This is a genomic window from Paraburkholderia sp. J41, from assembly GCF_905220235.1.
Lineage (GTDB): Bacteria > Pseudomonadota > Gammaproteobacteria > Burkholderiales > Burkholderiaceae > Paraburkholderia.
The window spans coordinates 1-12,622 of the sequence record NZ_CAJMZE010000041.1; the positions used below are offsets into that span (position 1 = coordinate 1).

Annotated in this window: 11 protein-coding genes; 10 read left to right on the top strand and 1 reads right to left on the bottom strand. The window is 64.0% G+C overall.

Annotated elements, in window-relative coordinates; all coding sequences use genetic code 11:
- Window positions 1–279: 279 nt before the first annotated feature.
- The 10 genes from hutG (at window position 280) to U5805_RS27795 (ending at window position 10,122) form a co-directional block, all read left to right on the top strand.
- Entirely contained in the window at window positions 280–1,098 is an 819-nt protein-coding gene (hutG, locus tag U5805_RS27750) for an N-formylglutamate deformylase (RefSeq protein ID WP_322106715.1), read from the top strand.
- Window positions 1,099–1,277: 179 nt separating this feature from the next.
- A complete protein-coding gene (locus U5805_RS27755; RefSeq protein WP_322106716.1) occupies window positions 1,278–2,180 on the top strand; it encodes an ABC transporter substrate-binding protein in 903 nt (300 codons plus the stop codon).
- A 109-nt stretch (window positions 2,181–2,289) separates the two neighbouring features.
- The gene (locus tag U5805_RS27760; protein WP_322106717.1) at window positions 2,290–3,012 is read left to right on the top strand and encodes an amino acid ABC transporter permease; all 723 of its coding nucleotides are present in this window, start codon (window positions 2,290–2,292) and stop codon (window positions 3,010–3,012) included.
- A 90-nt stretch (window positions 3,013–3,102) separates the two neighbouring features.
- Window positions 3,103–3,870, top strand: coding sequence for an amino acid ABC transporter permease (locus tag U5805_RS27765; RefSeq protein WP_322106718.1), 768 nt, complete (start codon window positions 3,103–3,105; stop codon window positions 3,868–3,870).
- A 1-nt stretch (window position 3,871) separates the two neighbouring features.
- A complete protein-coding gene (locus tag U5805_RS27770; protein WP_322106719.1) occupies window positions 3,872–4,648 on the top strand; it encodes an amino acid ABC transporter ATP-binding protein in 777 nt (258 codons plus the stop codon).
- Window positions 4,645–6,003: an MmgE/PrpD family protein gene (locus tag U5805_RS27775; RefSeq protein ID WP_322106720.1), complete on the top strand. Its 1,359-nt coding sequence runs from the start codon at window positions 4,645–4,647 to the stop codon at window positions 6,001–6,003. Before U5805_RS27770 ends, U5805_RS27775 begins: the two co-directional genes overlap by 4 nt.
- Before the next feature lie 313 nt (window positions 6,004–6,316).
- Window positions 6,317–7,216: an ABC transporter substrate-binding protein gene (locus U5805_RS27780; RefSeq protein WP_322106721.1), complete on the top strand. Its 900-nt coding sequence runs from the start codon at window positions 6,317–6,319 to the stop codon at window positions 7,214–7,216.
- Between the two features lie 139 nt (window positions 7,217–7,355).
- Entirely contained in the window at window positions 7,356–8,210 is an 855-nt protein-coding gene (locus U5805_RS27785) for an ABC transporter substrate-binding protein (protein ID WP_322106722.1), read from the top strand.
- 145 nt (window positions 8,211–8,355) lie between these two features.
- Complete coding sequence (locus U5805_RS27790; RefSeq protein WP_322106723.1) at window positions 8,356–9,165, top strand: phytanoyl-CoA dioxygenase family protein; 810 nt, start codon at window positions 8,356–8,358, stop codon at window positions 9,163–9,165.
- 261 nt (window positions 9,166–9,426) lie between these two features.
- Window positions 9,427–10,122 carry an MgtC/SapB family protein gene (locus U5805_RS27795; protein ID WP_322106724.1) on the top strand — a complete coding sequence of 232 codons (696 nt, stop codon included), beginning with the start codon at window positions 9,427–9,429 and terminating at the stop codon, window positions 10,120–10,122.
- A 131-nt stretch (window positions 10,123–10,253) separates the two neighbouring features.
- On the opposite strand, the gene U5805_RS27800 is transcribed toward U5805_RS27795, so the two are convergent.
- A complete protein-coding gene (locus U5805_RS27800) occupies window positions 10,254–12,464 on the bottom strand; it encodes a putative bifunctional diguanylate cyclase/phosphodiesterase (protein ID WP_322106725.1) in 2,211 nt (736 codons plus the stop codon).
- Window positions 12,465–12,622 lie beyond the last annotated feature (158 nt).

The following is a 12,622-nucleotide window of genomic DNA, read 5'->3' on the forward strand; positions in this document are numbered from 1 at the left end:
CATGGTGCTCGATGAATACGCCGACGTCGACGCGGCTTCGCGCGCCCAAGCGCGTCGCACGCGCGCGCTGCTGAAGCCGCACGGCACGGTGCGCGTGGTGCGCGAGCGCGTGCATCGTCGCGAGGTTGACGCGTGGCGTGGCTATCGCGCCGCCATCCAAGCGCTTCAGCGTCTGTAGATCGCGGCCCGTGCGGTCTTGCGCGCTTGCCGCCGACCGCCGCTTACCGCTTACCGCCCGCCGCTTGCCATTTGCTGCCCGCCACCTGCGAGGAACAGGACATGCCCGAACTCAACGACACGGTGTTTTCGCTCCATCGCGGAACGATTCCGTTATTGCTGTCGATTCCGCATCTTGGAACCCGCATCCCTGGCGACATCGCCGCGACGATGACGGAGACGGCGTTGCGCACCGACGACTGCGACTGGCATCTCGACCGGCTCTATGCCTTCGCCAGACGGCTGGGCGCGTCGATCATCACGCCTGCGTACGCGCGCTACGTGATCGACCTGAACCGGCCGCCCGACGGCGCTAACCTCTATCCGGGCCAGGACACGACGGGGCTGCTGCCCGTCGATACCTTCGACAAGGCGCCGCTCTACCGTGACGGGCAGGTTCCGGCCGAGGCGGAGATCGCGCGCCGGCGCGACGCCTACTGGGCGCCGTATCACCGGGCGCTCGCGGGCGAACTCGACGCGTTAAGGCGCGAGCACGGCAAGGTGCTGCTATGGGACGCCCACTCGATCCGGTCGCGCGTGCCGCGTCTGTTCGCCGGCACGCTGCCCGACTTCAACTTCGGCACGGCGGGCGGTGCAAGCGCGCTGGCCGGGCTTGGCGAAACGCTGGCGGAGGCGGTGCAGCGGCACGGCAGGTATTCGGCCGTGTCGAACGGGCGTTTTCGCGGCGGCTACATCACGCGGTGCTACGGCCGGCCGGAGCAGGGCGTCCATGCGGTGCAGCTCGAACTCGCGCAGCGCACCTACATGGACGAGCAGGCGCCGTACAGCTATCGCGAAACACGGGCCGCGGAGGTTCAGCCCCTGCTGGAAACCCTGGTCGCCATTGCACTGGAAGCCGTGCGCGCCGATAATGTTCAATAACAAAAAAAATATTGTTCATTTTTTTTGATAAACATATGCTGGACTCAGATGTCGCAGGCGTTCCACGAGCCGAAGTCTAGCCGCGCACGGCCGCCGCCATCGTCCGGCCCCGCTCGTTGCATGTCGCACGTTGCCAAGCAAGGCGCTCGCGTATTGTGAGCAGTAAAAAAGGAGATCGCATGAGAGTTCGTCCTCGCACCGCAGTGGTTGGCCTATGCTGCGCGCTGGCCGCCGGCATGAGCACGCTTTGCGCCGGCGCGCAGCAGCCGGCCGCTGGGGCGGCCTACGACGTCAGCCCGCTCGCCATGCCCGGCAAGAGCGTGGAGGCGCCGCCGAAGGTGGCCGCCGCGGGCAGGATCGTGCTGTGTACGGAACTGGGCGATCCTCCGGGCGGCTTTCTCGCCGAGGACGGCGTGACGCCGAAGGGCTTCAACGTGGACGTCATGTCGGCCATCGGCCCGGTCATGGGCGTGAAAAGCGAGGTGGTCAACTACCCCTTCGCCGACATTTTCGCCGCGCTCGATTCCGGCAAATGCGACGCCGTGATGTCGAACAATTCCCGGAGTCCGGCGCGCGCCGCCCGCTACAACTTCGTCTCGTACATGACGATGCGGCTCGGTCTCATGACGCCCAAGGGCAACCCGCTGGGCCTGAAGACGTTCGGCGACCTGTCCGGCCGTCGCGCCGCCGTGCTGGTTTCCAGCACGACCGAGCGGCTCCTGAAGGACGCGAGCGCGAAGGCCGTGGCGGCGGGCAGGAAGCCGATCGACATCCAGTCGTATCCGCAAAACACAACGGTGTTCCGTCAATTGCAGTTGGGCCGCGTGGATGCCTTCGTCGGCGACGCGATGACCATCGGCTACTTCATCCATCTGATGCCGAACCGTTTTCAGGTAGGCGGGCTGCCGGTCGAGCCGCTCACCATCGGCATCGTGATGCGCAAGGACGATCCGCAGCTCGAGGCGGCGGTGCGCAAGGCCTATTTCGCGCTGTACGACAGCGGCTACGTGCAGCGCGCGGCGAAACAGTGGGGCATGGACGGGCTCGTCACGCTGTGCCGCGACAGCGCGCCGTGCTCGTGAAACGGCATGCGCATGCGGCGGTAAGCGAACGGCGGCGGTGAGCGCCGGCGGTTGGCGCGAGTTGCGGTTTCCACGTCCTGTCATGTAATCGGATTTCCGGATTTTCGAAATGCACTTTGACGTCGGCTATTTCCTGGCATTCGTCTTTCATCCGCCGCTCGCGCTGCTCCGGGGGCTGCTGACGACCGTGCTGACGACGTTCGTGTCGATGGCGCTGGGCGTCGTGCTGGGCTTCCTGCTGTGCCTCCTCGGGATGTCGCGTTATCGCCCGCTGCGTTGGGCCAACCAGGCCTACATTTTCGTGTTTCGCGGCACGCCGCTGCTGGTGCAGGTGATCCTCATCTACTTCGGTTTGCCGTACCTGACGCGGGTGAATCTCTTTCCGCAAAGCGTCGAGCTGTTCGGCGTGATACCGGTGGCGGGCGCGATCGTCGCCGGTGTCGCGTCGTTCGCGCTGCACGAAGCCGCGTATATCAGCGAAATCGCGCGCGGCGCGCTGGGCGCGGTCGAACACGGCCAATGGGATGCGGCGCGCGCGCTGGGCATGTCGCCGTCGCTCGTCATGCGGCGGGTGATTCTGCCGCAAGCTGTGCGCACCATGTTGCCGCCGCTCGGCAACCAGATCAACAGCATGTTCAAGGCGACCTCGTTGCTGTATCTGATCGCCGTGCCGGAGATGCTCTTTATCGCCGACGCGGTGCAGGCCGTGAACTACAAGACGCTCGAGGTCTATCTCGCCATCTCCGTTTATTACCTGGCGTTGACGAGCGCGTGGAGCTTCGTCCAGCAGGGATTGGAGCGGCGCTATTCGAAGGGTTTTACGCTGGGGTGACGCGATGCGGGCGCGCGGCGTTCGCAGGATGGTCGTGATGGTGCTGCCGCTTTCGCCGAAGTGCGCGAAAGCCGGCGTGGGAGATTGCCGGTGAATTTCGATACGCATTACTTTCTTGAACTCGTGTTCGCGCCGCCGCCGCCGTTGCTGTACGCCGTCTGGCTCACGGTGTCGATTACGTTCGCGTCGATGGCGGTGGGCATGGTGACGGGGTTCTTTCTCGCGCTGCTCGGCCTGAGCCGCGTGGGCGTGCTCAAGGGCATGAACGGGTTCTATGTGTGGTTCTTTCGCGGCACGCCGGTACTGGTGCAGCTCTTTCTGATCTATTTCGGTTTGCCCTCGCTATTCGGCATCGACCTGTTTCCCTCGCAGGTGGACACGCCGCTTTTCTCCATCAGCGGCAGCATTCTCGCGGGCATTCTGGCGTTCAGTCTGCACGAGGCCGCTTATGTGAGCGAGATCACGCGCGCCGGCATTCGCTCGGTCGATCCGGGGCAGCGCGAAGCCGCGCTCGCGCTCGGCATGACCCGCGCGCTCGCGATGCGGCGCGTGATCCTGCCGCAAGCGCTGCGCACGGTGCTGCCCGCATTGGGCAACCAGTGCAATCTGATGTTCAAGACCACGGCGTTTCTCAGCGTGATCGCCGTGCCGGAACTGGTGCATACGGCCGACAGCCTGCGTTCGGCCAATTTCAAAACCTTCGAGGCTTATGCCGCCATCTCCGTCTACTACCTGCTGCTGAGCGGAGCGTGGATGTTGCTGCAACGCTGGGTCGAGAAGCGACTGGCGTGGGATTCCCGCGCCGCGACGCGAAAAGCCCGCCGCGGGGCCGCGACGCTCGTACAACTGGAGAACTGATATGGCCGATCGCCACGCCGCGCCCGCTGTCGAACTGCGCAATGTGAGCAAGTCCTTTGGCGCGTCGAAGGTATTCGAAGACGTGTCGCTGACGGTGGGACAAAACGAAACCGTCGTGATAATCGGGCCTTCCGGTTCCGGCAAGACGACGCTCATCCGCTGCATCAACCACCTCGAAACCGTCGAGGCGGGCGAGATTTTCGTCAACGGCGCGCTCGTCAGTCACAAGATGTCGGGCCACAAGCGCGTCGCGCTCAGCGAAAAGGAAAAGACCGTGACGCGCCGCCGTGTCGGGATGGTGTTCCAGCGCTTCAATCTGTTTCCGCATTTGACCGCGTTGCAGAACATCATTGATGCGCCCATGCACGTTCTCGGGCAGTCGCGCGAGGAAGCGACCGCGCATGCGCTGGCTTTGCTCAAACGCGTGGGGCTCGCCGACAAGCGCGACCACTATCCGGCGCAACTGTCGGGTGGTCAGCAGCAGCGCGTGGCCATTGCGCGCGTGCTCGCCATGAAACCCGAGATCGTGCTGTTCGACGAGCCGACCAGCGCGCTCGACCCGGAAATGGTGGGCGAAGTGCTGGCGGTCATGAAAGAACTCGCGCGCAACGGCATGACGATGGTCGTCGTCACGCACGAGATGGGTTTCGCGCGCGAGGTGGCGGATCGGGTGATCGTCATGGACAAAGGCGCGATCATCGAGGAAGGGCCGCCCGACGACGTGTTTTCGCGCTCGCGCAATCAGCGCACGGCGTCGTTCCTGCAACGCGTGGCGTGAGCGTGACCTCCGCTGCGCGTCTTGCCGGCTTTGTCTCGGATGCCCGCACGTTGCCGGCGGCGGTGATCGAGCGGGCGCAACGGCATATCGCGGACACGCTGGCCTGCCTGTACGCCGGAACGGCTTCGCAGGCCGTGCGTTTGATGCGGCGCGTGAGCGTGGCGCCCGAAGCCGCCGCACCCGTTGTGGTGCCCGGCCTCGGACGATGGCGCGATCCCGCGCTGGCCGCGTTGCTCGCCGGCCTGTGCGCGCACGCGGATGACTTCGACGACACGAGCGAATATTCGATGAACGGGCACCCGAGCGCGCCCGTCGTCAGCGCATTGATTCCCACTGCGTGCCTGACCGATGCGAGCGGTGCCGACGTGGTGCGCGCCTACGCGGTGGGCGTCGAAGTCGCCTGCAAGCTGGGCCTGGCCGTGGGCGAGAGCCATACGCGGCGCGGCTGGCACACGATGTCAACGCTCGGCGCGCTGGGCGCGGCCGCGGCGGCCGCCAATCTGCGCGGCCTGAGCCGCGCGCAGACCGAGCGGGCGCTCGCCATTGCGTGTTCTTTCGCGGGCGGCCTGCTCGGCAATACGGGGACCATGACCAAGGCGCTGCACTGCGGCCGCGCCGCGCAAGCCGGTTATCTGAGCGCGGCGCTCGCGCAGCAGGGATTCACCGCGGGCGCCGATATTCTGGAAACGGAGGGCGGCTTTCTCGATGCGCTGACGGACCGCGCGGTCTCGCGCATCGAGTGGGGCGCGCTGGGCGAGCCGTGGGACCTGGTGGCACCGGGTTTCGCCATCAAGCTTTATCCGTGCTGTAGCTGTACGCATCTGTGCATCGACGCCGCTCTCGCGCTTCGCGGGCGGCACGCGTTCGCGCTGTCGGCGATCGAATCGGTGCATTGCACCGTGCGCGAAGAATGCACGCATTATCTGCGCTTTCCCGCGCCGCGCACTGCCGTCGAGGCCAAGTTCAGCCTGCATTACGTAGTGGCGGCGGCGCTCGCGCGCGGGGCGGTGCGGCTCGACGACTTCGAAGCCGAGGCGCTTGAACGCCCCGATGTGACCACGCTCATGCACAAGCTCCACGTGGCGGTCGCGGGTCCGGGCGAGAAGGAAGGCCGCGTCGAGGTGCGTCTTGCCGACGGCAGGCGGTTCGCGCTGCGCCGCGATGCCGCGCGCGGATCGCCGGACGATCCCGTCGAGTGGGACGACATCGGCGCCAAGCTGAAAGACGGCATGGCGAAATCCGGCGTGCTGAGTCGGGTCGATGCCAACGCGCATGTTGCGGCGCTTCGCGAGATGTCACGCGCCCCGCGCTTTTCCTCTCTGCTGATCGGGGGCGACGCCGAAGTTCGCCCGTAACCGGCGTTCGCCGCCGCTTGCATTGCCCGCCGCGCCGCCAGACCGGCGCGCGGTTTCGGGCTGATCGCGCCCGGCCGTCTAGCGGCTCCTCCTGCTCATTTCCGTTCCCTCGGGACGGCCGGGTTGCCGTGACCGGCCGCTCGCACGGCCCGGGTTTCGTCGCCGGAAAAATTATTGTTCAATAACATAAAAATAATTGTACATAGTTTTTGATAAACATATTCTTGTCCTTGTAACAACACGGCGTCCGGCGAGCGAACTTCCTCTGCGGGAATGCGCAGCGGACTCAAACACAGGCTGATTGGGAGAGGCCATGGATATTCGTACTTATGCAGTAGTCCTTAGCTTGATGATCGCGGCCGCGGCGAATTTCGCAGCCGCGTCGAGCGCCGCGGAAGTCGCGCCCGGCACGTCGTATCAGATCAAGCTTCCGGCGATACCGGCGAAAGGCGTCACGCCGCCGGCGCGGCTCGCGGCGGCGGGCAAGATCGTGATGTGTACCGATCTCGGCGACCCGCCCGGCGGTTTTCTCGACGAAGACGGCGTCACGCCGAAGGGCTTCAACGTGGAAATCATGTCGGCGATCGGTCCGGTCATGGGCATCAAGACGGAAGTCGTGAACTACCCGTTTGCCGATATTTTCGCGGCGCTCGATTCGGGCAAATGCGACGCCGTCATGTCGACGAATTCGAAAAGCCCGGCACGCCTCGCGCGCTATGACTTCGTCGATTACATGACGATCCGGCTGGGCCTGATGGTGCCGAAGGGGAATCCGCTGGGTTTGAAGAACTTCGAGGACCTCTCGGGGCACCGCGCCGCCGTGCTGGTTTCCAGCACCACCGAACGGCTCGTCAAGGCTGCCAGCAACAAGGACGTGGCCGAAGGAAAGAAACCGGTGGAAATCCAGTCGTATCCGCAGAACACGGTGGTGTTTCGTCAGTTGGAGATGGGCCGCGTCGACGCGTTCGTGGGCGACGCCATGTCTATCGGCTACTTCATGAATCTCGACAAGAACCGCTTCGAAGTGGGCGGTCTGCCGGTCGATCCGCTCACCATCGGCATCGTCATGCGCAAGGACGATACGCAGACGGAGGACGCGGTGCGCAAGGCGTATTTCGCGCTCTACGACGCCGGTTATGTGGAGGCGTCCGCGAAAAAGTGGGGGATGTACGGGCTGGTTTCGCTTTGCCGCGACGACAAGCCGTGCATGTGAGCGTGTGCAACGTCATGCCGGTTTGCTGCTGAGACGACGATGCCGGGACGATGCGTCCGGCGTCGGCCGCATGCTTTCTTCGCCTGCATTCGCGCCGCGGATGTCGGGATCTTGAGACGCAACACGATTGAGGACGATAGTGATCAATTTTAGAAAAATCGGCATTGCCGTGACGATGGTGCTGGGTGTCTGGGGGATGACCGGCGTGACGGCCGCGCATGCCGCCCAGGATATCGCGACTCCCGCGACGCTCGTCCAGAAGGGCGTGCTGACCGTTTGCTCCGACCTGTCGAATCCTCCGGCCGAAGGTGTGGCCGACGACGGCAAGACGCCCAAGGGCGCCGCGCTCGACATCGTGTATGCCGTCGCAAAGAAACTGCGCCTCAAGCCGGAGATCGACAATTACCAGTTCTCGGGCATCTTCGCGGCGCTCGACACGGGCAAGTGCGATCTCATCATGGCGAGCCTCGGCAAAACGCCCGAACGCGCGCAGCGTTACGCGCTGGTGGACTACTGGAGCGTTGCTTCCGGTCTGCTCGTTCGCCAGGGTAATCCGTACCACATGACTCATTTCGAAGACTTGTCCGGGCATCGCGTTTCCGCACTCCTTGGCAGCCGCAACGCCAAAGTCGTGAAGCAGATCAGCGATCAACTGGTGAGCGAGGGACGCGCGCCTATCGACATCGTCTTGATGAATTCCTACGTCGCGGCATTTCAGGAACTCATGCTTGGCCGCGTCGATGCGCTGGTGGCCGACACGGTAGTGATCAACTACTTCAATCAGCAAGGTCACGGCCGGCTCGAAGTGGGCGGCGTGCCTGTTCCACCCAAAACGTGGTCGATGGCCATCATGAAAAACAACGTCGAACTGAAAAACGCGGTCGCCGCCGCGATCGACCAGTTGAACGCCGACGGCACCATGCAGGCGATCTCGAAGAAGTGGGGGTTGGAAACGGGCGTGGCGCTGTGCAGTTCGAGTCATCCGTGCGAATGACGCGCGTGGCGTGAAGGCGCGGCGGGCAGTACGGTGCGTGGAAAACGAGAGTGCTGGCGCCACGCGGCGGATTCCCGTGCAATTCCAGTGTGTTGCTTGACGACGACCGGCAGCCGTTGCCAGCACGACTGCGGGCCAGGAGACCATGATGTTGCTGAAACAGGCCGATATCGACACTTTTGCCGCCGACGGCGTCGTATGTTTGCGCGGGGTCATTCCGCCCGAATGGATTGAACGGGTGACGAAAGGCATCGAAAAAAACCTGCTGGAACCCGGCGTGCATCACAGTTACGCGGACGGCGAGACAAGACGCTTCTTTCAGGACGCGAACAACTGGCAAAGAATTTCGGAGTTCGAATCATTCGTGCGGTCCTCGCCCGCACGGGAAATTGCCGGGCATCTGCTGCGCGCTTCGCAAATATGTTTTCTTCACGATCATGTGCTGGTCAAACATGGCGGTGCCTCCAAGGCCACGCCCTGGCATCAGGACCAGCCTTACAGCCCGGTGGACGGCTGGCAGTTCTGCACGATGTGGATGCCGATCGACCCCGTGGCGCGCGATACGGCGCTGGAATGCGTGGCGGGCTCGCACGCCGCGCGCAAGTGGTATCGGCCGCAACGTTTCGTGGACGGTGCCCTTCGCGCGGAAGACGATCCGCGATGGTCGGTGCTGCCCGACATCAACGCGGACCGGTCGGCGTACCGCATCGTGAGCTGGGACATGGAGCCGGGCGACATCGTGGTTTTTCATGGGCTTACGCTGCATGGCGCGCCCGCGAACCATGGCGCGCAGCCGCGGCGCGTGCTGTCCACGCGCTGGCTGGGAGACGACGCGCGCGTGCAGCGGCGCAGCGGGAAGATGTCGCCGCCGTTGCCGGACGATGCGCCGGCCGACGGCGAGCCTTTCGAGTCGTCGCATTTTCCCTTGGTGTGGAAGCGCGCCGCGCCGCTCTAGCCTCGAACGGCAGGGCCTCGAACATCAGGCAGGTGTTCCGACACGGCGATAACGGAGATGCGATACGAGCGTCGGGCGAGGTCGGGGAAGCGGGAGGTCCGGCGATCGTTGGCGCTCATATCGTTGCCGCGTCGGCGCTAGGTGAACCGGCCACGGCATTTCCGTTGTCTCCCGACGGCTCGCAAAAGTCACAAAAATGTCACAATCTCACTGTCGATTGAGATCCGTGGTTCTCGGCGGGTCGCCTTGGGGAGTGAGAAGATGATCGGAAATATCGAGTTGCTGTCCCGGCTGTTGATTGCTGCGTTGCTTGGCAGCGTGATTGGATTTGAGCGTGAGCGGCTGAACTGGGCGGCGGGCCTTCGAACCCACATGCTCGTCTGCGTGGGAGCGTCGCTGATGATGCTGGTTTCGGCGTTCGGTTTTGCGGATGTTCTCGGCGAGAGGAATGTCGTGCTTGACCCTTCGCGGGTTGCCGCGCAGGTCGTGTCAGGTATCGGATTTCTCGGCGCAGGTTCGATTCTGCTCCGCGGCGAAGTGGTGCGCGGGCTGACGACGGCCGCCAGCCTTTGGTCTGTCGCGGGAATTGGCCTCGCGGTCGGCGGCGGCATGTACACCGCGGCTATCGGCGCCACGGTCATCATTCTGGTCATCCTCGCGGGGATGAAGCCTCTGGAGCGCCGGTTTATTTCGGTACGTCAGCAACGCAGCGTACAACTGCTTGTCGAGCGGGGCAGCGTCTCGCTCGATACGCTTCACCGAACGCTTGGCACCGGTAGCGTGCGCGTCAAGCAGTTCATCGTCCAGCAATCCGAGGACGACCCCGATCTCGACGACGTTCAGATCGCGCTGTCGCGCGTGACGGCAGCCGAATTCTCGGCAATATGCGTGCGGCTGGAGGCCATGCCGGGCGTTCGCGCATGCCGGCACGACAGAAGCAAGGGGGGCGACGCATGAGGCGGAAGTTGCGCGATGATTGTCGTTCGGCTCTCCACTGGCTTGACCGGCCATGCCTGCGTATCGACGAATGGCCGGACATGCCATGCTCCGCTTCGAGATGATATGTGCGCGAAGAATCGGGGCGGCGCTCACACGGCCGGCGTGCCCGCAGCGCGGCGCGCCGGAACGATGAAGATTCGCTCTCCCTCTTTATGTACGAGCTGTATCAGTTCGTCCACGGGCAACGCCGGGCTGTACAGGTAACCCTGAACAATCTGGCAGCCTTTTTTTCGCAGCCGCTCGGCCTGATCCCAGGTTTCCACCCCTTCGGCAATGACGTCGAGTCCGAAGCTGTGGCCAAGGTGCAGGATGGCGCGAATGATCGCCGCATCAGGCGGTGAGTCGAGCATGGCCCGTACGAAGCTCTGGTCGATCTTCAGGCGCGTAAGCGGATACCGCTTGAGCATGCTGAGCGAGGCGTAGCCTGTGCCGTAGTCGTCGAATGCGATGCCAACGCCCAGGGAGCGAAGCTCGCGCAGGGGCGCGATCATCTGGTCGTCGTGGCGCAGAATGATATTTTCCGTTATTTCGAGTTCCAGGCAGGACGCCTCGATTCCGGACTCTTCCATGGCATCGCGAACCGTCTGCGCCAGGTTGCCCGTGCGGAACTGCGCACCGAAAAGGTTGACACTGACCCGCAGCGGAACGCCGAAGTGCTGGCCCAAGGCCACGGTCTGGCGGCAGGCGGTACGCAGGATCCACTCGCCCAGCTGAGGTGCGAGCAGTCCCGCTTCCAGCGCGGGCAGGAAGACGCCCGGAGTCAGCAATCCTTTTTCAGGATGTTGCCAGCGCAGGAGCGCTTCCACGCCCACGAGCGCTCCGTCAGCAAGCGCCACTTGCGGTTGGTAGTACAGAACAAACTCACCCTCGCGAAACGCCCGGGTAAGTTCGCCCTGAAACGCCCGTCTTGACGCGGCCGCTTCGCGCAGCGGCGAACTGAACATGCGGTAACAGCCGCGGCCTTCTGCCTTGGCCTGATAGAGCGCAAGATCGGCATTTCCGGTCAGTTCGCGAACCGTTGCGCCGTGCTCGGGAAACAGGGCAATTCCGACACTCGCGCCAACGTTGATAGATTGTCCTTCGACCGTCAGCAGCGCGGACACCGAGGCGATAACGTTGCCCGCGATCTCCGAAGCGGCCCGGGGATCTTTGAGGCCCGGCAACAGCAGGGCGAACTCATCTCCTCCCATGCGTGCCACCGTATCGCCGGTCCGCACGCAGGCCCGCAAGCGCGTCGCGACCGCGGCCAGGACCGCATCGCCGCCGGAATGGCCAAGACTGTCGTTGACGTCCTTGAAGCCATCCAGATCGACCATCATCATGCCCGCGACCTTTTCCTCTGCCAGCGTCTGCTCCACGCGCATTCGCAGCATGGTGCGATTGGGCAGGTCGGTGAGGGGATCGATGTGCGCCAGCCGGAAAAGCCGCTCCTCGTTGCGTCTTCGCTCCGTAATGTCGCGCAGGATCGCGCCAAAACTAGGGTGGCCATGATCGCGCCACATTGAACCGGACAATTCCACCGGCACGGCGCTCCCGTCCGCGCGGTGAACCGTCATCTCCAGGGTACGTCCGTTTGTCAGGGAGTCGTCCTCGGCGGCGAGCTGCTTCAGCCGCAGCGAGAATTGTTCGGGCGCAATCAGGTCGATGCTGCGGCCCAGGATTTGCCCCGGCTGATAGCCGAGAAGGCGGACGGCAGCGGCGTTCCAGAATGTCACCCGCCCCTCGTCGTCCACGCAGATAATGGCGTCGGGCGAGGTCGCTGCGATATTCTCGAAACGGATCTGGCTGGCCTGGCGCGCCAGTTCGAGACGCCGCAACTCGAGCCGGTCCAGCACCAGGGCGGCCAGATCCTTGAGGTTCTGGCGATCTTGATCGCTGAATGTGTCGCGGGGAATCCGGTCGATGAGGCAGAGCGTTCCAAGAGGCATGCCCGTGGCGGACCGTAGGGGTGCGCCCGCATAGAACCGGATGAAGGGCTCTCCTGTGACAAGCGGGTTATGGCTGAACCGGGGGTCTTGCCTTGCATCCGGAATGACGGTGACGTCTTCGCGGAGCATGGCATGCGCGCAAAACGAAATGTCGCGGGCCGTCTCGCAGACTTCCAGTCCCTTGCCGGCAGCGAAGAGTTGCCGTTCGGCTTCCACAAGGGAAACGAGCACGACCGGCACGTTGAACACGCCGGCCGTGAGCTGTATCAGACGGTCGAATGCGGGTTCGTTCAGGACGTCCCCGACGCCGTATTCAGCAAGCGCGGTGAGTCGATCCTCTTCATTCACCGGTATCTCGTTGCCGTACGCCATGGCACCTCCCTCGCGGGGATAATTATTCGCGTCGCTTTACATATATCATAGGTTTCGCACGGATTGTTAGCGTGGATACAACGGCCCGGGCACGCACGGGACGCCGGGAACCATCACGACGAATGGGTCTCGACCGACTTTCCGCAAGACGAGCAGGG

Coding starts and splice junctions, on each gene's coding strand:
- U5805_RS27780 (WP_322106721.1), top strand. CDS start 6,317: ATGGATATTCGTACTTATGCAGTAGTCCTTAGCTTGATGATCGCGGCC.
- U5805_RS27795 (WP_322106724.1), top strand. CDS start 9,427: ATGATCGGAAATATCGAGTTGCTGTCCCGGCTGTTGATTGCTGCGTTG.
- U5805_RS27770 (WP_322106719.1), top strand. CDS start 3,872: ATGGCCGATCGCCACGCCGCGCCCGCTGTCGAACTGCGCAATGTGAGC.
- U5805_RS27755 (WP_322106716.1), top strand. CDS start 1,278: ATGAGAGTTCGTCCTCGCACCGCAGTGGTTGGCCTATGCTGCGCGCTG.
- U5805_RS27800 (WP_322106725.1), bottom strand. CDS start 12,464: ATGGCGTACGGCAACGAGATACCGGTGAATGAAGAGGATCGACTCACC.
- U5805_RS27790 (WP_322106723.1), top strand. CDS start 8,356: ATGATGTTGCTGAAACAGGCCGATATCGACACTTTTGCCGCCGACGGC.
- hutG (WP_322106715.1), top strand. CDS start 280: ATGCCCGAACTCAACGACACGGTGTTTTCGCTCCATCGCGGAACGATT.
- U5805_RS27760 (WP_322106717.1), top strand. CDS start 2,290: ATGCACTTTGACGTCGGCTATTTCCTGGCATTCGTCTTTCATCCGCCG.